26 protein-coding genes are annotated in these 21,363 nt (G+C 68.2%); 14 read left to right on the plus strand and 12 right to left on the minus strand.

Annotated features, from left to right (window positions below):
- The first annotated feature begins 21 nt into the window (after positions 1-21).
- Positions 22-690, plus strand: a complete 669-nt coding sequence (locus tag DTQ71_RS02190) for a fatty acid desaturase CarF family protein (protein WP_109562636.1) — start codon at positions 22-24, stop codon at positions 688-690.
- A gap of 125 nt (positions 691-815) precedes the next feature.
- Here DTQ71_RS02190 and DTQ71_RS02195 read toward each other — a convergent pair whose 3' ends face one another.
- Entirely contained in the window at positions 816-1,442 is a 627-nt protein-coding gene (locus DTQ71_RS02195; protein WP_109562637.1) for a LysE family translocator, read from the minus strand.
- Positions 1,443-1,507: 65 nt separating this feature from the next.
- On the opposite strand from DTQ71_RS02195, the gene fsa reads away from it, so the two are divergent.
- The 7 genes from fsa (at position 1,508) to DTQ71_RS02230 (ending at position 7,214) form a co-directional block, all read left to right on the plus strand.
- A complete protein-coding gene (fsa, locus tag DTQ71_RS02200) occupies positions 1,508-2,161 on the plus strand; it encodes a fructose-6-phosphate aldolase (protein WP_109562638.1) in 654 nt (217 codons plus the stop codon).
- 190 nt (positions 2,162-2,351) lie between these two features.
- Entirely contained in the window at positions 2,352-3,053 is a 702-nt protein-coding gene (locus tag DTQ71_RS23975) for a DUF484 family protein (protein ID WP_109562639.1), read from the plus strand.
- On the plus strand, positions 3,050-3,976 hold the full coding sequence (locus DTQ71_RS02210; RefSeq protein WP_109562640.1) for a tyrosine recombinase XerC: 927 nt from the start codon (positions 3,050-3,052) through the stop codon (positions 3,974-3,976). The genes DTQ71_RS23975 and DTQ71_RS02210 overlap by 4 nt, the downstream gene beginning before the upstream one ends.
- 254 nt (positions 3,977-4,230) lie before the next feature.
- Entirely contained in the window at positions 4,231-5,142 is a 912-nt protein-coding gene (locus DTQ71_RS02215) for an aminotransferase class IV (RefSeq protein ID WP_109562641.1), read from the plus strand.
- A gap of 145 nt (positions 5,143-5,287) precedes the next feature.
- Positions 5,288-5,860 carry a hypothetical protein gene (locus DTQ71_RS02220; RefSeq protein WP_109562642.1) on the plus strand — a complete coding sequence of 191 codons (573 nt, stop codon included), beginning with the start codon at positions 5,288-5,290 and terminating at the stop codon, positions 5,858-5,860.
- 3 nt (positions 5,861-5,863) lie between these two features.
- Positions 5,864-6,289, plus strand: a complete 426-nt coding sequence (locus DTQ71_RS02225; RefSeq protein WP_109562643.1) for a phage holin family protein — start codon at positions 5,864-5,866, stop codon at positions 6,287-6,289.
- Positions 6,279-7,214: a hypothetical protein gene (locus tag DTQ71_RS02230; protein ID WP_109562644.1), complete on the plus strand. Its 936-nt coding sequence runs from the start codon at positions 6,279-6,281 to the stop codon at positions 7,212-7,214. Before DTQ71_RS02225 ends, DTQ71_RS02230 begins: the two co-directional genes overlap by 11 nt.
- A gap of 90 nt (positions 7,215-7,304) precedes the next feature.
- Here DTQ71_RS02230 and DTQ71_RS23320 read toward each other — a convergent pair whose 3' ends face one another.
- Positions 7,305-7,472 (minus strand): hypothetical protein, encoded by a 168-nt coding sequence (locus DTQ71_RS23320; RefSeq protein WP_170125264.1) that lies wholly within the window; start codon positions 7,470-7,472, stop codon positions 7,305-7,307.
- Positions 7,473-7,624: 152 nt separating this feature from the next.
- Between DTQ71_RS23320 and DTQ71_RS02235 the strand changes: the two genes are divergently transcribed.
- On the plus strand, positions 7,625-8,848 hold the full coding sequence (locus tag DTQ71_RS02235; protein ID WP_170125265.1) for a right-handed parallel beta-helix repeat-containing protein: 1,224 nt from the start codon (positions 7,625-7,627) through the stop codon (positions 8,846-8,848).
- Here the strand turns inward: DTQ71_RS02235 and DTQ71_RS02240 are convergent.
- Genes DTQ71_RS02240 through DTQ71_RS02250 form a run of 3 tightly spaced genes read right to left on the minus strand, consistent with a single transcriptional unit; the run spans position 8,842 to position 11,311 of the window.
- Positions 8,842-10,575: a sensor histidine kinase gene (locus tag DTQ71_RS02240; RefSeq protein WP_109562646.1), complete on the minus strand. Its 1,734-nt coding sequence runs from the start codon at positions 10,573-10,575 to the stop codon at positions 8,842-8,844. The two genes, DTQ71_RS02235 and DTQ71_RS02240, sit on opposite strands and share 7 nt — an antisense overlap.
- Entirely contained in the window at positions 10,575-11,141 is a 567-nt protein-coding gene (locus DTQ71_RS02245) for an RNA polymerase sigma factor (protein WP_109562647.1), read from the minus strand. Before DTQ71_RS02245 ends, DTQ71_RS02240 begins: the two co-directional genes overlap by 1 nt.
- Positions 11,138-11,311 carry a NepR family anti-sigma factor gene (locus tag DTQ71_RS02250; protein ID WP_109562648.1) on the minus strand — a complete coding sequence of 58 codons (174 nt, stop codon included), beginning with the start codon at positions 11,309-11,311 and terminating at the stop codon, positions 11,138-11,140. The genes DTQ71_RS02245 and DTQ71_RS02250 overlap by 4 nt, the downstream gene beginning before the upstream one ends.
- 106 nt (positions 11,312-11,417) lie before the next feature.
- Here DTQ71_RS02250 and DTQ71_RS02255 point away from each other — a divergent pair, with 106 nt between their 5' ends.
- The 3 genes from DTQ71_RS02255 (at position 11,418) to DTQ71_RS23985 (ending at position 13,072) form a co-directional block, all read left to right on the plus strand.
- Positions 11,418-12,233 (plus strand): response regulator, encoded by an 816-nt coding sequence (locus tag DTQ71_RS02255; RefSeq protein ID WP_109562649.1) that lies wholly within the window; start codon positions 11,418-11,420, stop codon positions 12,231-12,233.
- A 398-nt stretch (positions 12,234-12,631) separates the two neighbouring features.
- Entirely contained in the window at positions 12,632-12,865 is a 234-nt protein-coding gene (locus DTQ71_RS23980; RefSeq protein ID WP_245947158.1) for a cyclic nucleotide-binding domain-containing protein, read from the plus strand.
- 6 nt (positions 12,866-12,871) lie between these two features.
- Positions 12,872-13,072: a helix-turn-helix domain-containing protein gene (locus tag DTQ71_RS23985; protein ID WP_245947159.1), complete on the plus strand. Its 201-nt coding sequence runs from the start codon at positions 12,872-12,874 to the stop codon at positions 13,070-13,072.
- Between the two features lie 16 nt (positions 13,073-13,088).
- Here the strand turns inward: DTQ71_RS23985 and DTQ71_RS02265 are convergent, their stop codons facing one another.
- Positions 13,089-14,060: a YihY/virulence factor BrkB family protein gene (locus DTQ71_RS02265; protein WP_245947160.1), complete on the minus strand. Its 972-nt coding sequence runs from the start codon at positions 14,058-14,060 to the stop codon at positions 13,089-13,091.
- Between the two features lie 136 nt (positions 14,061-14,196).
- Here DTQ71_RS02265 and DTQ71_RS02270 point away from each other — a divergent pair, with 136 nt between their 5' ends.
- The gene (locus tag DTQ71_RS02270; protein WP_109562651.1) at positions 14,197-15,111 is read left to right on the plus strand and encodes an isopenicillin N synthase family dioxygenase; all 915 of its coding nucleotides are present in this window, start codon (positions 14,197-14,199) and stop codon (positions 15,109-15,111) included.
- A 94-nt stretch (positions 15,112-15,205) separates the two neighbouring features.
- On the opposite strand, the gene DTQ71_RS02275 is transcribed toward DTQ71_RS02270, so the two are convergent.
- Both DTQ71_RS02275 and DTQ71_RS02280 read right to left on the minus strand, forming a co-directional pair.
- Positions 15,206-15,688, minus strand: coding sequence for a gluconokinase (locus DTQ71_RS02275; RefSeq protein ID WP_170125266.1), 483 nt, complete (start codon positions 15,686-15,688; stop codon positions 15,206-15,208).
- Positions 15,685-16,452 carry an SDR family oxidoreductase gene (locus DTQ71_RS02280; protein ID WP_109562652.1) on the minus strand — a complete coding sequence of 256 codons (768 nt, stop codon included), beginning with the start codon at positions 16,450-16,452 and terminating at the stop codon, positions 15,685-15,687. The genes DTQ71_RS02275 and DTQ71_RS02280 overlap by 4 nt, the downstream gene beginning before the upstream one ends.
- Positions 16,453-16,536: 84 nt before the next feature.
- On the opposite strand from DTQ71_RS02280, the gene DTQ71_RS02285 reads away from it, so the two are divergent.
- The gene (locus DTQ71_RS02285; RefSeq protein WP_109562653.1) at positions 16,537-17,568 is read left to right on the plus strand and encodes an L-idonate 5-dehydrogenase; all 1,032 of its coding nucleotides are present in this window, start codon (positions 16,537-16,539) and stop codon (positions 17,566-17,568) included.
- Positions 17,569-17,707: 139 nt separating this feature from the next.
- On the opposite strand, the gene lpdA is transcribed toward DTQ71_RS02285, so the two are convergent.
- Genes lpdA through DTQ71_RS23080 form a run of 4 tightly spaced genes read right to left on the minus strand, consistent with a single transcriptional unit; the run spans position 17,708 to position 21,354 of the window.
- Positions 17,708-19,102 carry a dihydrolipoyl dehydrogenase gene (gene lpdA / locus DTQ71_RS02290; RefSeq protein WP_109562654.1) on the minus strand — a complete coding sequence of 465 codons (1,395 nt, stop codon included), beginning with the start codon at positions 19,100-19,102 and terminating at the stop codon, positions 17,708-17,710.
- A 50-nt stretch (positions 19,103-19,152) separates the two neighbouring features.
- Positions 19,153-19,548, minus strand: a complete 396-nt coding sequence (locus DTQ71_RS02295) for an MAPEG family protein (RefSeq protein ID WP_109562655.1) — start codon at positions 19,546-19,548, stop codon at positions 19,153-19,155.
- Positions 19,549-19,555: 7 nt separating this feature from the next.
- On the minus strand, positions 19,556-19,732 hold the full coding sequence (locus DTQ71_RS23325) for a hypothetical protein (RefSeq protein ID WP_170125267.1): 177 nt from the start codon (positions 19,730-19,732) through the stop codon (positions 19,556-19,558).
- A gap of 14 nt (positions 19,733-19,746) precedes the next feature.
- The gene (locus DTQ71_RS23080; RefSeq protein ID WP_146204787.1) at positions 19,747-21,354 is read right to left on the minus strand and encodes a hypothetical protein; all 1,608 of its coding nucleotides are present in this window, start codon (positions 21,352-21,354) and stop codon (positions 19,747-19,749) included.
- Between the last annotated feature and the right edge of the window lie 9 nt (positions 21,355-21,363).

Here is a 21,363-nt window from a genome sequence, read left to right on the forward strand (position 1 = left end):
TGATATGACGTTTGCAAAAGTATGAATGTCGAGGGGCCGACGCGGTTCGGTGAAGAAGGGCTCTCACTGGAATTCGGTGTGCGGATCTTGGAAATGACGTTCCTTTTGGAAATCGCCTACACCAGTGTTGTTTTCGTAGCCCTATACTTGCTTGCGGATTTTGTTAGCGGCCTCTTCCATTGGGCTGAGGATACTCTGGGCGCGGATGACACGCCGATTTGGGGCCCGTTATTTGCGGCTCCCAATTCGAGGCATCACTCGGACCCGTCGGCAATGCTCAAGATTCACTGGCTCAGGAACAACAGCCTCTTGGTCGGGGCATGCGTCGGTCTCGCCATGGTTTTTTGGGTTTTTGGAGCTTTGACCTGGCACGTCGTCGTTTTCGCCTTCTTCACCGGCACTGCCCAGCAGGTTCACAGGTTCTCTCACGCGCCAAGCGCGCGTCTGCCGAGGTTCGTCCGCTTGCTTCAGCGGATGCACGTCCTGCAAGATGCGCGGCATCACTGGGGCCACCACAGGGCTCCGCATCTGACGCGCTACTGCGTGGTGACGCCGTGGCTCAATCCTGTGCTGGACAGGATCAAATTCTGGCGTGTGATGGATCGGCTTTTCGTCCCGATCTTCGGGGCGCCACGCAGGTCGGACCTATGTGAAAAGCCTTGGTACCGCGCCCAAGGGTTCTGGGCATAGATCAGCGATATGGCTGGGGCGAATTGAGTGGCGGAAATGGGCTTCAAGCAGATATCGTGCCCCCAAGTCTCGCGCCTCCATCCGCCCCATGAAAAGCGAACCGTCAGGCCGAAGGCCCGGCCGCCTCATACGGCCCGCCGCGTCAGCGCAGTCAGCAGGGCCATCCCCATCAGCGCCGCGCCCCCCGCGCGGCCCAGCGCGCGCAGGACCGGGGGGCGTCGCAGCCGGTCGCGCAGGCGCGCGGCGAGCAAGGCGTAGATCAGTGCGTTCAACACGGCGAGCGTGACGAAGGTCGAGATCAGCACCGCGAATTGGGGGACGAGCGCGGCGGCCGGGTCCACGAATTGCGGCACGAAGGCGATGAAGAACACGATGCTCTTGGGGTTGAGCGCGGTCACCACCGCCGCGTGCCAGAAGACGGCCCGCCCGCCGATCTCCCCCTCGGGGGTGTCGCCTAAGGTGAGCCCTCCGGCCGCGCGCCAGAGCCGCCAGCCCATCCAGAGCAGATAGACCGCGCCAACCCATTTCAGCACCGTGAACAGCGTTGCCGACGCCAGGACCAGAGCCCCAAGCCCTGCGAGCGATGCCGTCATCGCCGCCGCGTCTCCCAAGGCCACCCCGGCCGCCGAAGACAAGGCCACGCGGCGGCCCTGCGACAACGCATAGCTCATCACCAGCAGGATCGTCGGTCCAGGGATCGTGAGCACGGCCATGGAGGCGGCCGCGAAGGCGAGCCAGAGGGTCAGATCCATGCCATTTGTCCTCAGGTGACGTTAGCGCTAAACAGCGTCCAAATCGCAACGGCCGGGAGGACGCCATGAAATTCTTCGTAGATACCGCCGATATCGACGCCATCCGAGAACTCAACGATCTCGGCATGATCGACGGGGTGACCACGAACCCGTCGCTGATCCTCAAGTCCGGGCGCGACATCCTGGAAGCTACCAAGGAGATCTGCGATCTGGTCGACGGTCCGGTCTCGGCCGAAGTGGTGGCGACCGATTTCGATCAGATGCTGAAGGAAGGCGAGCATCTGGCGGGAATTGCGGAAAATGTCTGCGTCAAGGTGCCGCTGACCTGGGCCGGTCTGCGCGTGTGCAAGCTGCTCTCGGATGCCGGGACGCAGGTGAACGTGACCTTGTGCTTCTCGGCCAATCAGGCGCTCCTGGCGGCCAAGGCCGGGGCAAGCTTCATCTCGCCGTTCATCGGCCGGCTCGACGACATCAATGTCGACGGCATGGACCTGATTCGCGACATCCGCGAGATCTACGACAATTACGACTTCAAGACCGAGATCCTGGCCGCCTCGATTCGCACGCCCAATCACATGAAGGAAGCCGCGCTGATCGGTGCCGACGTGGCCACCGCGCCGCCGAACGTGATCCAGGGCATGATCAAGCACCCGCTCACCGCGAGCGGCCTGGACCAGTTCGTGAAGGACGCGCAGCAGGCCGGCATCAAGATCGTCTGACCGGGCCTCGCCGGCAGGCTGCCCGGGCGCGCGCCTTGCCGGTCTGCCGTAGGGCGGACGGACCGGCACGCCTTGGCCCACAGGTCACACCTGTGGGCCTATCTGTCAGAAGGCGTCGGATTTTCCCCCCTTCGTGCGCGACCGCCATGCTACGCCCCTTCCAAACGGCACAAGACCGGAAGAGGCAACGATGAAGCAGACCACCATGCGGGTGGAGGAACAGGACTGGCGCGACCGCATCCTGACCGACCCTGAGATGATCCTGGACGACCGCGACCTGATGCGCGCCCTGATCGCGGCCAACGAACGGGCGATGGGCTCCAATATCGTCGATCTGCGGGGCATTGCGATGGAACGGCTCGAGGCACGGCTTGACCGCTTGGAGGATACCCACCGGGCGGTCATCGCGGCGGCCTATGAGAACCTCGCGGGCACGAACCAGGTGAACCGCTGTGTGCTGCTGCTCCTGGAATGCGACACGTTCGGCGAGATCCTGGATCTGCTGGACGGTCAATTGCGCGATATCCTGCGGGTCGCGCGCATCCGCCTCGTACTGGAGGCCGACGATCCGTCCGCGCCCGCGCCGCACCCCTCCGTGGCGGTGGTGCCGCGCGGATTCGTGCAGGATTACGTCGCCCATGGGCGCGATATGCCGGCGCGAATCGTGACGCTGCGGCAATGCCATCCGGCCGCGCCGGAGATCTTCGACGAGGCGGCCGACTGGATCCGCTCCGAGGCGCTGCTGCGGCTCGATCTGGGCACCGGGGGCCTGGGCGGGATGCTCGCCTTCGGCTCGGAGGATCCGCACCAGTTCCGCGCCAATCAGGGGACCGAACTGACGGCCTTCCTCTGCGGCGTGTTCGAGCGGCTGGCCCGCCGCCATCTGGCGTGACGATCGAGACTAGCCCGGGCGCACGGGACGCCCTCCGGGCCTGGATCGACCATCTGCGGGCGCTCGATGGCGCCGCGGAGGCGACCTGCACGGCCTATGCGCGGGACGTGACCGGCTTCCTGGCCTTTCAGGCGGAGCATCGCGGCGGGCCGATGGGGCTGGCCGAGATCGGACGGCTCGGAACACCCGAGATGCGCGCCTGGATGGCGGCGGAGCGCATGCGCGGGACCGGCGCGCGCTCGGTCGCGCGGCGGCTCTCGGCGGTGAAGGGCTTCGTGCGCTGGCTTAGCGAGCGGGAGGGTTTCGACCCGACCGCGATCCTCTCGACGCGGGCGCCGAAGTTCCGCAAGCCACTGCCGCGCCCCCTGCCGGCTCCGGCGGCCAAGGATCTGATCGAGACGGTCGCGATGCAGCACGAGACCCCCTGGGTCGCCGCCCGCGACGTTGCGGTCGTGACCGTTCTCTATGGCTGTGGCCTGCGCATCTCGGAGGGGCTGGGTCTCAAGGGCCGCGATGCCCCCCTGCCGGCGACGCTGCGCATCCGCGGCAAGGGCGGGAAAGAGCGGCTGGTGCCGGTGCTGCCCGCCGCGCGGGCGGCGGTCGACCGCTATGCCGCCCTCTGTCCGCATGACCTGACACCGGACGGGCCGCTCTTTCGCGGGGTGCGGGGCGGGGCGCTGCACCCGGCCTTGGTGGCCGATGCGATGGCCCGGGCGCGGATGCAGCTGGGCCTGCCCTCCACGGCCACACCCCACGCGCTGCGCCACAGCTTCGCGACCCATCTGCTGGAGGCGGGCGGCGATCTGCGCGCCATCCAGGAGCTGCTCGGCCATGCCTCCCTCTCGACGACCCAGGCCTATACGGCTGTCGATGCGGTCCATCTGATGGAAACCTATGCCAAGGCGCATCCCCACGGGCGCTAGGGGCCACCCGGGTCCGTCATTCGTCCGTTGCCTGGCACGATGCGCGAATCGGGCGGAGATGGGAGGGATGACAGCGGGCGACTGGGCGCGTCAGCTCCGCCCATGGCCCGGGTGTCCCCTCGCGGGTCGGCGCTGGCCCAGCTTCGCGGGGACATTCGCCCCGCACCGGATCGCCGTGCCACGGATGGGCGACACCGCTTCCCCCGCGCCGCGCCGCCCCCTATGACGGATCCAAAAGACCGAGGATCCCCGCCATGACCATCGCCAACAGCTCCCAGGGCTATGCCCCGGACCCGCGCAACGACGACGTGCTCGTCTATGTCGATGGCGCCCTGGTGCCCCGGGCGCGGGCGACGGTTTCGGTCTTCGACAGCGGCTTCGTCCTGGGCGATGGCGTGTGGGAGGGGCTGCGCCTCGTGGAAGGACGGCTGTTGCAGCTGGACGCCCATCTCGACCGGCTGTGGGAGGGGGCGGGCTCGATCGACCTCGATATCGGCCGCACCCGGGAGGAGCTGGTCGCCGCCATCCGCGAGACGCTAGACGCCAACGGCATGACCGACGGCGTCCATATCCGGCTGATGCTGACGCGCGGGGTCAAGAGCACCGTCAACCAGGACCCCCGCTTCGTGACCGGGCGCGCCACGCTGGTGATCGTGGCCGAGTGGAAGGCGCCGCGCCCCACGGCCGAAAAGCCGGGCCTGACGCTGTTTACCTCGACCTTCCGCACCTCGGGGCCGGACGTGTTCGACCTGCGGCTCAACTCCCATAGCCGGCTCAACCTGATCCAGGCGCTTATCCAGGCGATCCACGCGGGCGCGGACGAGGCGCTGATGCTGGATCCCCGGGGCTTCGTGGCCTCTTGCAACTCGACCAACTTCTTCATCGTCCGGGGGCGCGAGATCTGGACCTCGACCGGGGCCTATTCGTTCAAGGGCCTGACCCAGAGCGCGGTCATCGCCGGATGGCGCGCCGTCGGCGGGGTCGCGCGAGAGACGGACTTCACCCTCGCGCAGACCTATGCCGCCGACGAGGCCTTCATCACCGGCACCCTGGGCGGGGTCACGCCGGTGACCCGGATCGACGGGCGCACGGTCGGCGACGGCACGCCCGGGCCTCTCACGCGGGAGGTCGCCCAGGCGTATAAGGACTGGGTGATGCAGGGCTGAGAGCGGGTCGGGTTTGGACCGCCACGGATCGCAGGGGGCGGGGCGCTCCCCGCGGCGGGCGGAACATTCCTAGGATTCGTTCGTTTTTGCTGCGACAGTTGGGCGCGCCATCTGCCGCGCTCCCAGCGGACGAACGGAGAGACCCATGGCTGACGAAACCTCGCAGATCCCGACCGGTTCAGGGCCTCATGGGGCCGACATCAGAACCGATGACGACCCGATCGAGACGACCCGGCACAAGGCCGAGGAAACGGCCGACGCGGTCAAGAGCCGGGCGCGGACCCTCGGGGACGAGGCCGCGCATGCGGCGCAGAACCTCGCCGCCAGCGCAAAGTCCCGCGCCACGGCGGAGATCGACCGGCGCAGCAGTGCCGCGCGCGATGGGGCCGCCAGCGCGGTCGACGATACTGCGGAAACCCTGCGCTGCGCCGCCGAGCGGATGACGGAGGGCACGCCCCAGGGCGAGGCTGCGGCCGAGGCGGCCGATACCGTCCACGGCATGGCTGACCGGATCCGAGAGACCTCGCCGCAGGACGTCCTCGATGCCACGAGCGATTTCGCGCGCCGCCACCCCGCCGCGTTCCTCGCGGGCGTTGCGGTCGCGGGCTTCGCCGCCGGGCGTTTCTTCAAGGCGTCGGCCCGGGCCACGTCCCTCCAGGACCGCGCCGTGACCGCGACCAGGCCCGCCCCCGGCGCCGCCGAAGCGAAAGGGGCCTGAGCCATGGCCAAGGAGGACGGGACCGCCGCTTCGCCGGAAACCCCGCGGGAGGACGTGACGCTCATCAAGTCGATCCTGCTCCATGCGCATCGCCTGGTGCGGCGCGAGATCGACCTGCTCAAGAGCGAGGTCTCCGACCGGCTGGCCAAGGCGGGCATGGCTATCGCGTTGATCGCCGGGGGCGCCATCCTGGCGCTGACCGGCTTGGACGTGCTGGCCGCCGCGGCGGTGACGGCGCTGATCGCCGCCGGTCTGGCGGGCTGGCTGTCCTCGCTCATCGTCGCCGCCTTCATTCTCGCGATCGCGGCCGTGCTGATCCGAATGGGCGTCCGGACGCTCAAGACGCTGACCTTCGTGCCGCACAATACCTTCGAGACCCTTGAGCGGGACGCACGCGTCCTGAAGGAGACCATCAAACATGACGGATGATCCCAAGCACGTCGATATCGAGGCCGAGATCGCGGAGGAGCGCGACGCGTTGGCCGAAGGTCTCAGCAAGCTGACGGCGCAGTTGTCCTCTGGGGGAACCCTGGTTCATTCGGTCGGCGAGACGCTGAAATCCCAGAGCGACGATCTCGCCCATGCGGTCGTGCGCGGCGCCAAGGAGAACCCCGCAGCGCTGGCGCTTGTCGGGGCCGGTCTGGCCTGGTTGTTGTTGTCGAAATCCTCAGAAGCGCGGTCGTCCGGCACGCCCGCCCCCGCGGCATACGACACCCGCCCGCACAGGCCGGTCGGCGGCTTCCGTGAGGACGCAACGCCGGAGGACGCCGCGTTCAAGGCGCGGGTCGCCGCCGCCGAAGCGGCACTGCAACAGCCCCATGAGGCCGACGATCCCTCGCTCGTCGCGCAGCTCAGCAGCTCTGCCTGCAAGAGCGCCGCCGAGATGCGCGCGACGCTTTATGACGGGACAAGCGAACTGAGCGACCTGGCCCGGGCCCGGGTGGTCGAAGCCCGTCGCAAGGCGCTGATCGCGCAGGAACGCGCGGAGCATCACGCCCACTCCGCCAAGGACCGGGGCAAGACCTTCTATCAGGAGAACCCGCTGCTCGTCGGCGCGGGCATCGCCGCGCTCGGGGCCGCCATCGCGCTGGCCCTGCCGCGGACCCGGGCCGAGGATGAGACGTTCGGCGGCCATCGCGACGCCTTGGTCGCCGAGGCCGACCGCGTCCTGCACGAAGAGATCGCGCGGGTCCGCGCCATGGCCTCCGCCGCGGCGGACGAAGCGCAGACCATGGCTCAGGAAGCGGTGGACGAGTTTCCCTCCGGCGAGGACGCCGTGGAGCGTACCGAAGAGACGGCGCGCGCCGCCGGAGACCGGATTGCCGCGCGCGCCCGGACCGCCACGCCCCATTGACGGGACGGTCGGCCGCGCGCTCCGCGCAGCAGCCGACAGCCGAGCGCGGAGAAATCGGGGCGGCATCGCTGGGGTGCCGCCCCGCTTCCGTCATGGCCCGGTGTCATCTTCCGCTTTGTCATCCTCGGACCGGCTCTTGATTTGGTCCGATGCCGATCGGGCGCTGCCGCGCGCCGCCTCTTGCTGGGTCAGCAAGTAGATCAGAACCGCGATGAAGGAGAGTCCGACCAGACCACCGAGCAGGATCTCGAGGCTCATGGGATGCTCCGTTCCTCTTGCTCATTGTTAAACGGATGAGCGTCGGTGCGGTTCCTTTCGGTCAGCGCCTGGAGGCGATCCCGGCGGCTTGGTGCCCGCGAGCGAGCCGTGCTAACCCAGGACGGCCCAGCCCTTGGTTCAGCGGAATGACGATGGTCTTCGCCCCCCGCCGCTTGCCCGCTGCCCGGGTCGGGCTGCTCGCCGTCCTCACGATCCTGGCCGTCCGCCTCTCGGCCCCGGTCATGGCGCGCGATCACTTCGTCGCGCCCCCGGAGCCGCTGCCGTCCGCAGCGGAACGGGCGCCCCCCGACGCGCCCTGGGACACGCTCGACAAGGCGTTCGCTGCGGCCGAACCGGACGACCGGCTGATCCTTCTCCCCGGATCCTATGGCGAGATCGTCCTGTCGGGCCGATCCTTCGAGGGGCGTCCCCTGACGATCGTGCCCGAGCGGCCGGGCAGCATGCATGCGACGGCAGTCCGGTTGCGTGGGGTCGGCAATGTCGTGCTGCGCGCTCTCCGGGTCTGGCCCGACGGGCCGGATGCCGCCGGCGCGCTGGTGGAGACGGATTCCGCCTCGACGCGGATCCGCTTCGAGCGACTGGATGTCCGCGGCAGCGCCGATGCACCGGATTACCGCAGCTGGGAGCCGCAGGTCTGGGCGAAACAGGGACGGCTCACCGGGGTCGGACTGGGCGGGCGCGGCGATGCCCTGATCGCCAGCGAGCTGACCGGCCTCGGCATCGGCGTGACGGTCATCGGGGCGCGGGGCGAGGTGCGCGGCATCCGGCTGCGGGGGTTCTCGGTGGATGGGATCCACGTGTTGGGCACCGAGGGGCGGATTCACGGCAACCATCTGGAGGATTGCATTCAGATGGACGAAACGCCGACCACCGCCCGGCAAGCCTGGAGCCCCGGCGCGGAGCGCGGCGCCGAGCCCGCGACGGCGGGTCTGCGCTTCGATGGGAATGTTCTGTTGGAATGGACCGGGCGGCCGGACCACCTGTTGTGCTGCGATCTGCGGGGGATCGGCCTCGCGGATGGCCGCTTCCCGGATCTGACGGTTCGGAACAACCTCGTCATCATCTCGGCCGCTGACGTGATCGCCGTCGACGGGGCAGAGGGCGCGACGATCGCCAACAATGTCGCCATGGGCTATCATGGCATCCCGCAGGCGGCCCGCACCAATATCGTGGCCCGCTTTCCCGCCCGCATCTTTCGAGACGTCGCCCGCGGAGACTTCCGGCCCAAACCCGGCAGCGGCCTGATCGGGACGGCGGCGCGGGCCTATGCGCCCGGGACCGATCTGGTCGGGATCGCGCGCGGCGATGCGCCGGATTTTGGCGCGCTCCAGGCGCCGCGCGACCTGTCTCAGTAATCGGCGGGCGTCTGGGTGAAGGTCTCCACCTGGAAGCGGAGCCGGACCTTGTGGCGGCCGTTCTCGGTCGATTGCTCCAGCTTGCCCCCCAATTGCGCAGCGAAGGCCTTGATCAGCCGGGCGCCCAGGCCGCCCGCGCGCTCCCGCACCTCATGGTCCCGGGGCACGGTGTTCTCGCAGGTCAACTCGGCCATCCCGTCCTCGACCATCCGCAGCGCGACCTTCAGCACCTTCGCGTCCCCGTCCTCGCAGCGCATATGCTTGATCGCATTCGTCCCAAGCTCAGACGCCAGGAGCGAGAGCGGCAGCGCCTGATCGGGAAAGAGGATGACCTCCTCGAACCGGCCTTCATAGTCGAGGCCGGCGCGGGTCTCGCCGCCCGCCATGGTCAGCAGCTGTTCGAACAACTCCCGCAGCAGAAGCCCCGCATCGGTGCGGCTGAGATCGTCGGTCTGGTAGAGGTTGCGATGGACCGTCGCGAGGCCCATCACCCGTTCCTGCAGGCGGCGCAGAACGCCGACCGTCTCGTCATGGCGCGCGGCGCGGATCTGCATGTTCATGATCGAGGAAATCAGCTGGAGATTGTTCTTCACCCGGTGGTGGATCTCCTTGAGGAGGACGTTCTTCTCGCGCAGCGCGTCCTCCATCCGGGCCTCGTCGTTGCTAAGGTCCAACGCCATTTCCACGAAGCCTTCCTCCAGCTCGGCCAACTCGGTCGACAGGGCTTCGCGATGGCGGCGGGACGGCAGGGCGCGACGTTGGGCGAAAGCCTGCATCATCCGCCGCAGGGATCGGATGTGGCGCACCACCAGCCGGTCGACGGCCAGATAGGCCACCCCGATGCTGGCCGCGAACATTAGAAGCGGTAGCAGCCAGGCCGGCAGGGACCGCCCGGCGACGGTCGCGCTCCGCTTTTCGGGCGGCCAGGCGGCCAGGGCATAGAGCACATTCGGGATGATCGGTGTCATCGTGAATGTCCGTGCCTCGCCTGCGCGATCGACCGCATCGAAGCTGCGCGGCGTCGCATCGACCAGATCGATCAGGGGAATATCCCGTGGCAGAAGCGGCTCGGCCTCTGCGTCGATGGTCACGATGGCGCCATCGGTATTGAAGGTGACGACCGCGTCGGGCCGGCGCGCGCTCGGCAAGTCGTCGCGGTCCTCGGCGTGGCGCACCGGGATCGAGACCGAGAGAAGGCCCCGCGCCCCGTCGTCGAATGTCACCGCCCGGGTGAGGTTGATGACCGGCTCGCCGCTGACTTCGGGCGTGTCCAGGCGGGAGAGGATGATCGGCGGCGTTTCGGGTTGCGCGACGAGGCGGATCGTTTCGGCATGGTCCAGCTGGCGGTCGGTGGTGCTGCACCGGATGACCCCATCGGGCTCGATCAGGCCGATAAAGCTGAACCGGTCGGAGGTCTCCAGGATTCCGCGCAGCGTCGCGCGGCAGGCGTCGGGATCGTCACGCAGAAACTCGACCATCACCGAGAGCACGTCGACGGCGCCCAGTGCCCGTTCCACCGACTGCCGCTCCCCGTGGGTGGCGCGGCCCGTCAGGCTGAGGAGGGTCATGTCAGAGCGGGAGCGGGCCTCGGTCGCCAGCTCCTGGGTTTGCAGGTAGGTCACCAATCCGAGCGGGAGCAGGGACAGCGCCAGAAGCGCGGCCACGCGAAAGCGCAGGCCGCGATAGACCGGGTGGCCGGCCGCGTCCTCACCCGCGGACGGTTTCATCAGAAGGCGGAGCCGCCATTGGCCGAGACGACTGCGATGGTGGCGTTGTCGGTTAACTCGACCGCCTCGTCCTCGTCGAGATGCATCAGCTCCGCCAGCCGCTTGCGGCCGCGATTGGCGCGCGACTTGATCGTTCCGACGGCCACGCCGCAGGTCTCGGCCGCCTCCTCGTAGGAAAAGCCCGAGGCGCCCACGAGGATCAGCGTCTCGCGCTGCACGTCAGGCAACTGCTCGAACGCCCGCCAGAAATCGCCGAGTTGCAGGCGCCCGTCATGGGCGGGCTTTTCGGCCATGGAGTCGGTGTGGATGCCGTCCACATCCGCGACCTCGCGCTTCACCTTGCGGCGGCTCGAATAATAGGTGTTGCGCAGGATCGTGAAGAGCCAGGCGCGCATGTTCGTGCCAGCGGTGAACTTGTCGATATTGGTCCAGGCCTTGACCACCGTATCCTGGACCATGTCGTCGGCAGTCGCCCCGTTGCGGGTCAGCGACAGCGCGAAGGCGCGGAGGGCGGGCAGATGCTCGACCAGTTCGTCGCGCGGATCGGATTGTTCGGGTTCGCTCAAGACCGCTCCTCCTTGCTGGCGGCATGCTGCACGGAGTCGCTCTCTCTCAACTGGCGCAGAAGATCGGTGAACCTGTCGGGAAGGTTACTGTCCTCCATCTGTTTGAAGACACGCCGAAGGTTCTCATCGATCTCTCGAGCGGCCCTGGCATCCAACTCTTTTTCGTCCATCGCGCGGGAAACCTCGGGTCGGGGGTGGTCTACATGTCACTTGGAACCGAACGCGATTGTGGGCGTTAGGTTCCCGAAGTTCAGTCAATCGGATAAAAAAAGCGTCATGACGATAACCCAGAGGGACGGCGATCGCGCCAGCCGGATCGCTGCCAACCTTCCTTACCTGCGGCGCTATGCCCGCGCGCTCACCGGCTCGCAGGAAAGCGGAGACCGCTATGCCGCCGCAACGCTGGAGGCGATCCTGGCGGATTCGAGCGCGCTGGACGGCGTGCCCGACGACAAGACCGCCCTGTTTCGGGTGCTGCACAGCATCTGGCAGGCCAGCAAGGTCGCCCCCGATCAGGTGGGTGGCGGATTGCAGGCCGCGGCGCAGAAGCATCTCGCCCATCTGACCGACGATACGCGCGAGGCGCTGCTGCTGCACACCATCGAGGAATTCGACTACGATCAGGTCGCCGCGATCATGCGGGTCGAGCCGGCCGAAGCCCGAGAGTTGGTCACCATCGCCCGGCGCGAAATGGCCGAGAGCGTGGCTGGCCGCGTGCTCATCATCGAGGACGAGCCCGTCATCGCCATGGACCTGGAGAATCTTGTCTCGGAACTGGGGCATCAGATCACCGGCGTGGCCCGCACGCGCGACGAGGCCGTCCGCATCGGCAGCGCGGACCGTCCCGACCTGATCCTGGCCGATATCCGGCTGGCCGACGCGTCCTCGGGGATCGATGCCGTGAACGACCTGCTCAAGGAATTCGGCGCCCTCCCGGTGATCTTCATCACCGCCTTCCCGGAGCGGTTGCTGACCGGAGAACGGCCCGAGCCGGCCTTCCTGATCTCCAAGCCCTACAAGGAGGATCAGGTGCGGTCGGCGGTGAGCCAGGCGATGTTCTTCTCCTCGACGGAGACGCTCCACGGCGCCTGAAGCGTCAGGTCCCGCCCGCCCTTCCCGCGCCGCCCTCGCTGTCGAAGCGGAGCCAGCGGCGAAGGACGGGTGCGATGGATTGGGCATCCAACGCCAAGTCGATGCGCCCTTCGGGGCCCGTTCAGACAAGGCGCCGGTCGCCGCCATTTCGTCCACGATCGACAAGGTGTGCGTCTCGACCCCCGGTGAATGGATCACCTGGCCCCGTCCACGGTCTCCCGGACGATTTCCGAGAGACCTTCGACGACATAGGGGTCTGGATCGACGATGAGATAGATCTTTGCCACTGCGCAGAAGCCTCGTTGCGACGCGGCGGATCTCTTTCCGGTCCGAGCGCGACGCGCTTCAAACTGTGAGGTAGCGCGTCGTTCTGTTCTATCCTTTGGCATGACAACCGCATGCGCATAGCGTCCGCGTCGATGACGCTCTGTGTCTTCGACCGGACGGCCTTCCGGTCCTTCTTCCGCAGCAACCTCGAACGGGCCTTCGATCTCACCTGGATCGCCCCCGTGGAGGAGCATTTTCTCGGCGAGGTGCTGACCACGGTCGGACAGCGGAGCGCGATGGAAAGGGTCGCCTGGGCGTTGGCTCGGATCCTGCAACGCGGACGCATGCTGGGTCTCGTGGAATAGAACCACATGGTCCTGCCCTATCGTCAGCAGGACCTGGCCGACGCGCTCGGCCTGTCGCTGGTCCACACCAACAAGACCCTTGCCAAGCTGCGCGCCCGCCAGATGGCCAGTCGAAGCGATGGCGTCCTGACGGTTCCGGACCTCGATGCCCGGGCGGCCGTGGCCGCGATGGAGTTGGAGGATCTGCCCGCGCGGCCCTTGATGTGACGCGCCCGCCCGCCGCTTAGACCTCGATATAGGTATCCGCGGCCTGCGCGCCGCGCTCGCCCAGCGGCTTGGCCGGACCGACGGTCGAGTCGGCGCGGGTGTGACGCTCCAGCTCCGCGTTCACGGCCGCGCCGAGCAGCAGCAGGAAGGCCGAGATGAACAGCCACATCAGCAGCGCCACCACCGCTCCGATGGAGCCATAGACCTCGCTGTAGCGGCCGAACTCGGACAGGTAGATGCCGAACCCCCAGGACGCCACGCCCCAAAGCGCGACCGCCAGCAGCGCGCCCGGCGTGATCCATCCCACGCGCGCGCCCCGCCGGTTGGGTCCATAGCGATAGATGATGCCCGCGCCGAACAGCAGCACCGCGATGGCCACGACCCAGCGCACCGCCTCGGCGGCGAACCCCGCGACCGGCCCCAAGGGCACGAAAGCCATGATGATCGGGGCGATAATGATCGAGGCGATGGCCACCAGCGCCACGAAGATGAGCGACACGGTCAGAACGAGCGCGGTGGCATAATGCGCGAGGCCCTGCCGGTTCCGCTCCACATAGACCGCGTTCATCCCCATCATCAGCGCGGCGACCCCCGCGCGCGTCGACCACAGCGCCACGGCGAAAGACAGCCCCGACGCCCAGCCAAGGGCGCCCGACTCCGCCGAGGTCAGGGTCTGGACCTGGGTCGCCAGCAGCGAATAGGCGTCGTCGGGGATGATCCCTGAATAGTATTCCAGCTGCGGCAGCACGTTGGCCGGGTCGTTGAACAGGCCCCAGAGCGCCACGACGGCGGCGATGGCCGGAAAGATCGCCAACATCCCATAGAAGGCGACCCCCGCCGCGATCAGGAACATGTGCCGCTCGTCGATCTGGTGCCAGACCCGCTTGGCGACGTGCCACCACAAGCGGGCGCGGGCGAGGCGGGGAAGCGTTTCGCCCGCGCCGGCGGTCTCGCCGTCGGGGACGCTCTCGGAGGGGGCATCGGTCACGGGCGAAGTCCTCGTTTCTGCGGTGTCGGTCCGTTCTACCCCACCAGGGCAGCGGGGATAAGCCAATCGCCCAACGCCCTTGCTCCGTGCTCCGTTCCGGCTTGACCGCTGCCGGGGCTTGCGAGACGGTCTCTTCATGATCCCCGTTCTCGATTGGTCCCGCGCCGACACCGACCCAGACGCCCTAGCGGCGGAGGTGGGACGCGCCCTGCGCCAGACCGGGTTCCTGCTGCTCGCAAACCCGTCGGTCCCGGCTGCGCTGCGGGCGGAGGTCTTCGCCCAGGCCGATGCGGTCTTCGACCTGCCGGACGCGGAAAAGCGCGCCATCGACATCGGCAACACGCCCCATTTCCGGGGCTGGGCGGGTCCGGGCACCGAGTCTCTCGATGAGACCCGACCCGAGATCGACACCAAGCAGAGCTTCAATATCGGCCTGGAGCTGGCCCCCGACGATCCCCGCCACGGCCAGCCCTTTCGCGGCCCCAACCAATGGCCCGACCTGCTCGGCTTCCGCGAGACCATGCTGGCCTATTACGCGGCGGCCCAGGCGCAGGGCCTCGCGCTGCTGTCGCTGATCGCCCGCGATCTCGGGCTGCCCCCCGACCATTTCGCGCCTCTCTTCGATCAGCCGCTCTCGGCCCTGCGCCTTCTGCGCTATCCACCCGCCACCGGCGCGCCCGGCGAGATCGGGGCGGGGGCGCACACGGATTACGGGGCGATCACGCTCTTGATGACCGACGGAGAGCCGGGCTTGCAGGTCCGCCCCCGGGGCGGCGACTGGATCGACGTGCCGCACGTCCCCGACGCCTATGTCGTCAATGTCGGCGACTGCCTGATGCGCTGGACCAACGACACCTACGTTTCGACCCCGCATCGCGTCCTGCCGCCCGCGCGCCCCCGCCGCTCGGTGGCCTTCTTCGTCGAGGCCAATCCCGATGCCCTGGTCGAGGCCCTGCCCGGCACCGGCACGCCGCGCTATGCGCCGATCCTGGCCGCCGATTACCTCCGCTCCCGCCTGGATGCGACCTACGCGCCAAAGGCCCCGGCCTGACGCGCGACCGCTCCGAGGGGCGGCGCCGTCCCCTCCTTCTTCTGGCCCAAAATACTCAAATCCCGACCGTCGCCCTCAGGTGCGCCCTCCGAGGTCAGGCGCCCAGCCGCGCCACCAGAAGATCCACGATCTCGTCCGGCGTCCGGTCGATATCGACGCGGATCGCGCGCTCATCCGCGTCCGGCCGCTCCAGGGTGGCGAGTTGGCTGTCCAAAAGGCCCGCGGGCATGAAATGTCCCGTCCGCTGCTTCATTCTCGCCGAAAGAACTTCGTAGGAGCCGTCGAGAAAGAGAAACGTCACGCCCGGCGCCGTCTCGGCGATCCGGTCCCGATAGGCCCGCTTGAGCGCAGAGCAGGCGATGACGTCCACCTCGCCGGCCAGCTGCGCCCCGACGCGCTCCAGCCAGGGCCAGCGATCTGCGTCCTGCAAGGGCTCGCCCCGGGACATCTTGTCGATATTCGACTTGGGGTGGAGGCTATCGCCATCCTCCCAGGTCAGACCCATCCGGTCGGCGAAGCGCTCCGCGATGGTGCTCTTGCCGCAGCCCGAGACGCCCATGACGACATAGCGGCTCACAGGCTGGCCGTGATGCCGCCATCGACATAGACGACCGTCCCGTTGACGAAGCTCGACGCCTCCGACGACAGGAAGATGCAGGCGCCGACCAGTTCCTCGACCTTGCCCCAGCGGCCCGCCGGCGTGCGCTTCGCCAGCCAGGCGGTGAAGTCCGGATCGTCGACCAGCGCCTGGTTCAGCGGCGTCTCGAAATAGCCGGGGGCGAGCCCGTTGCATTGCAGCCCGTGCTTCGCCCAATCGGTCGCCATACCCTTGGTCAAGTTTGCCACCGCGCCCTTGGTCGCGGTGTAGGGCGCGATGCCGGGCCGGGCCAGAGCCGACTGGACCGAGCAGATATTGACAATCTTGCCCCGGCCCCGCCCGATCATGTGCCGGGCCACAGCCTGCCCGACATGAAAGACGCTGGCGATGTTGGTCTGCAAAAGCCGCTCGAACGCATCGGCCGGGAAGTCCTCCAAGGGCGTACGGTGCTGCATCCCCGCATTGTTGACCAGGATGTCGAGACCGCCCAACCGCGCCTCGAACCCATCCACGGCGGTGCGGACCGCATCGTGGTCGGTCACGTCGAAGGCGAGGACATGGACCGTGGCGCCCGTGGCGCGCAGTGTCTCGGCCGCCGCCTCCGTCTTCGCCGCATCGCGGCCGTTCAGGACGACCTCCGCCCCGGCCTCGGCCAGCCCTTGGGCCAGGGCATAGCCGATCCCCTGGGAGGATCCCGTAATCAACGCGCGCCGGCCGGCGAGGTCGAACAATGGATGGCTCATGGCTTCTCCCCTTCACGGGTCGACACCGCGCGCCCCGCCCGCTTACGTTAGCGCCACCAATCCCAGGCGCAACCGGAGCCCGCCATGAAGGCCATCGTCATCCACGCCGCCCGCGACCTTCGCCTGGAGGAGCGTCCGGCCCCGCCGCCCCCCGGGCCGGGCGAGGTCGCCATCGAGATGGCCACGGGCGGCATCTGCGGCTCGGATCTGCATTACTATCAGCATGGCGGGATCGGCGAGGCGATCCGCCTGCGGGAGCCGATGATCCTGGGCCATGAGGTCTCGGGCCGGATCGCAGCCGTGGGCGATGGGGTCGAGGGGCTTTCCGAGGGCCAGCTTGTCGCCGTCTCGCCCTCGCGCCCCTGCGGGCGGTGCAAATTCTGTCTGGAGGGCGCGCCCAACCACTGCCTGAACATGCGGTTCTACGGCTCCGCCATGCCGTTTCCGCATATCCAGGGCGCCTTTCGTCAGCACCTGATCGCCGATGCGTCCCAATGCGCCGACGCGACCGGCCTGACGCCGGGCGAGGCGGCCATGGCCGAGCCGCTCGCTGTCTGCCTGCACGCGATGCGGCAGGCGGGCGACCTCGTCGGCAAGTCGGTGCTGGTGACCGGCGTGGGCCCCATCGGCGCGCTCTGCATCCTGGCCGCCCGCCGCGCGGGGGCCGACCGGATCGTGGCGACCGACCTCTCCGTGTTCACGCGCGAGATGGCTCTGCGGGTCGGCGCGGACGAGGCGCGGGACGCGCGCGCGGGGCTCGACGATTTCGCCGCTCGGAAGGGCACGTTCGACGTCCTCTTCGAATGCTCCGGCGTCGCCGCCGCCCTGGCCGGGGCCATCCCGGCGATGCGCCCGCGGGGGACCATCGTTCAACTGGGTCTCGGCGGGGACATGACGCTCCCGGTGCAGGCGATGACCGCGAAAGAGCTGACGCTCCGCGGCTCCTTCCGCTTCCACCCAGAGTTCCACACCGGCGTCAGCCTGATGCGAAAGGGGTTGCTGGACGTCAAACCGCTGATCACCCAGACCGTCCCCTTGGCCGATGCCGTCGGCGGTTTCGACATCGCCGGCGATCGGACCCGCGCGATGAAGGCGCAGATCGACTTCACGGCCTGACATCTCCGCACACCCACCGGAGCCCTGCCGCTCACCGTCTGTCAATAAAGGTTAACGCGCCTCATCTTGCCCAAAATACCTCGGGGGGCGCCGCAGGCGCGGGGGCAGAGCCCCCTCCGACGCCTCCCCGCGCGCGCCGTCAGGCGTGGATGGCGCCGTCGCCGCAGGCCAGGGCCGCCTCGCGCATCGCTTCCGAGAAGGTCGGGTGCGCGTGGCAGGTCCGCGCCAGATCTTCCGCAGCTGCGCCGAATTCCATCGCGACGCAGACCTCGTGGATCAGGTCGCCTGCCATCGGCCCGATGACGTGGCAGCCGAGAATCCGGTCCGTCTCGGCGTCAGCCAGCAGCTTCACCATGCCCTCGCCCGCGAACACGGCCTTGGCCCGCCCGTTCCCCATGAAGGAGAACTTGCCGACCTTGTAGGTGCGCCCCTGCTCCTTGCAGAGCTCCTCGGTCAGGCCGACCGAGGCGACCTCGGGATGGGTGTAGATCACGCCGGGGATGACGTCGTAATTGACGTGGCCCGCCTGGCCCGCCAGCCGCTCGGCCAGGGCCATGCCCTCGTCCTCGGCCTTGTGCGCCAGCATCGGACCCTGGATCACGTCGCCGATGGCGTAGATCCCCGACACGCTGGTCTTGTAGTGGGCGTCCACCGCGACCTGTCCCCGCTGCGTCAGCTCCACGCCCAGCTTGTCCAGGCCCAGCCCCTCGGTGAAGGGTTTGCGGCCCGTGGCGCAGAGGACGACATCCGCCTCCAGGGCGTGGGCGCTGTCATCCTTGCGCAGCTTGTAGTCGATCTTGGCGCGCCCCCCCTCGACCGCGACCTTCTGCACGGCGGCGCCGAGGACGAACTTGACCCCCTGCTTCTTGAGGATCCGCTGGAAGGTCTTGGCGATCTCGGCATCCTGACCGGGGGTGATCGCGTCGAGGAACTCGATCACCGTCACGTCCACGCCAAGGCGTGCATAGACCGAGCCCAGCTCCAGTCCGATCACGCCGCCGCCAACCACCACGAGGCTGCCGGGGATCTTTTCGAGTGCCAGCGCGCCTGTGGAGGTCACGACGATCTTCTCGTCGACCTCGATCTCGGCGCCCGGCACCTCGGCGGCCTCGGAGCCCGACGCGATGACGATATGCTTGGCCTCATGGACCTCGTCGCCGACCTTGACCTTGCCGGGCTCGGGGATCGAGCCCCAGCCCTTGAGCCAGTCGATCTTGTTCTTCTTGAACAGGAACTCGATGCCCTTGGTGTTCTGGCCGATCACATCGTCCTTGTAGGACAGCATCTTGGCCCAATCGACCTTGGGCGCCTCGGCCATCAGCCCCATCTTTGCGAAGTTATGCTCCGCCTCATGCAGCTGATGGGTCGCGTGCAACAGCGCCTTGGAGGGAATGCAGCCCACGTTCAGGCAGGTGCCGCCCAGCGTGTCACGGCCCTCGACCACGGCGGTCTTGAGGCCCAGCTGCGCGCAGCGGATGGCGCAGACATAGCCGCCGGGGCCGCTGCCGATGATGATGACGTCGTATTGGGCCATGATGCCTCCGCGTGACCGGTCATTCCGAATCGGCGCGGCGCGGGCCGCGCTCAGATCAAGGTTGAGATAACCATTAGGATCGTCGCGAGGAACCCCGCCAGCCATACCACCGAGCGCCAGGGGCGCCAGCCGAAGGCGTAGGCGGGGAGATAAAGGATCCGCGCGACGAGATAGGACCAGGCGCAGGCGACGGTGAAACCGGTCGACTGTCCCGACAGCGTGACGAGCAGCACGGCGGCCGTGAACAGAATGAGCCCCTCGAAATGGTTCGAGAGTGCCCGTTGCAACCGACCGCCCAGTTCGCCCAGTGGGCGCGACGGGGGGCGGTCGCGGGCGGACATCGCATAGCCCGGGCCGACATCGAGATTGGCGCGGACGGAATAGGCGACGAACTGCACGGCCTGCAGCAGGATGGCGAGCGCCAGGACGGTGAGTTCCGGGGTCATGGCGCGCTCACTTCCTGCTTCGGATCAGCATGAGCGTGACGAAGGCCGAAATAACCGCATAAGCCGCCGCGAGATACCACAGCAGCGGGTCGGGCCCCTGCCAAGCTTGCAGCGCGATCACCAGCAGCACGGCGATGGCGACTCGGACGATCCAGAAGGCGATGGCGCGTTTGGTCGGGTCCATGGGGTCTCCGAGGGTTAGCCGCCGCGCTCGGCGGACGAGGGACGGTCATAGGCGATCGCCGGGGCGATCAGGAAGCTCCGTGGCGGCCAGGCATAGTCCGACCCGGTTGCGGCGGCGAATTCCGCCTTGGAGGCCGCGAAGTAAACCGGATGGGCTGTGGCGGCCCCGCCATGAAACTGGTGAAACGTGGCCTCGCCATCGAGCAGTATCGCCGGGCCGTCGGTGCGCGACAGCATCCGGCTGAAGAGTTCGAGATTGCACAAGCCGCCGCCGGGCCGGGTGAACCCTTCATTATAGTCGCCCAGCGCGGTCCAGGTCGCCCGGCTCATGCCCAGCGCGTTGCTCTCGTTTTGCAGGATCGGGCGGTTCGGCCGGTGGCACCCGGCCAGGACGCTGATCTCCCAGAGCGCGTCGAGATCCTCTTGCCTGGTCACCGTCGCCATCAACGCATCCTCGGCCGCTTGAGCGTAGCCCGTCGTCACCGCCTTGCCGTTGGGCTCCGATCCGGTGTGACGGCTTTGGACATAGCTGGTCGCCTCGGGCCAGCGCGCCAGCATGTCGATCGTGCGGCGCACCAGCAGCGCGCTGAACATGCGCGCGCCATCGATGCAGATCAGGAGGGTCTCGCCGCGGCAGATGCCCCGCACCGTCGAATTGATGGCGAAGACTGGAGAGGGGGCGGCGTCTTCGGGCGCGGTTCGGACTAGTCGGACGGTCTCCGGCGCGTCGGGCCGGGCGAGCGGCTCCGGCGAGCCGTTAGCCAGCGCGACGATCTCGCATTCCGACGGGTCGACCTGCCGCTGGAGGGGCGGCGGGGCGGAGGCCAGGGTCCGCAGTATCTCCCGCCGGATGTCATAGGCGACGATAAGGATCGACAGGAACGGCGCGGACGAATCAGGAGCTCTCTCCGCGCGCCGTCGGGACGGGCCACTCCGTGTGAGATATCGATGCCGACCAGGGCGGCGTTGACCCTGAGCAAGCTGTCGAAAAAGGCGAACCCCTCCGGCAGCACCGTATGGCCCAGCCGCGTCGGGACTCGGACCAGTGCCATGCCGGAGGCGTCGGGCGGTGCGTCGGTATCGACGAGGGGAAACTCGGTCTCTGACGTGTCGTCCGGCAGGCGGGCCTTGCAGACCTGCCAAAGCAACAGCGCGCGCCTGCGGGAACTTGTTGCGCCCGGCCAGGGAAGCGGCGACCGCCGCCAGCGGGGTGCGCAGGCTACCGGCAAGCGGCCCGACCGGCAGGGCGGCACGGCAGCGTTCCAGCGTCAGCACCGTGCGCGGCTCGTTGAAGCCCCAGACGCGCCCTTTCGGATAGGTGGCCAGCAGCGCGTTGCGCCCGGCCTCCTGCTCGGGCGTCCAGGGGACCGGGCCGCGGGGTGGCTTGTCCCGTGTGGCGTCCAGATTTGCGAAGACCCTGTCGTTGAGGTCCGTGATCGCCCGGGTCTCGTGGTTGCCCTTCCGGTCATGCGGCGGCTCGCGGTTCACCGCGCCCGGGCAGAGCCCCGCTTCTTTCCGGCTAGCAGCCAGGCAGGAGGTGCCGGAGCGGTGCCTCCCAAGCACGAGGACGGGCGCGCCGCAGATCTCCGGGCGCGGCCCGGCGGTCGGATCGGTCGGTGACATGGGGCGCGT

Source organism: Jannaschia seohaensis (genome assembly GCF_900116765.1).
Classification (GTDB): Bacteria; Pseudomonadota; Alphaproteobacteria; order Rhodobacterales; family Rhodobacteraceae; genus Jannaschia; species Jannaschia seohaensis.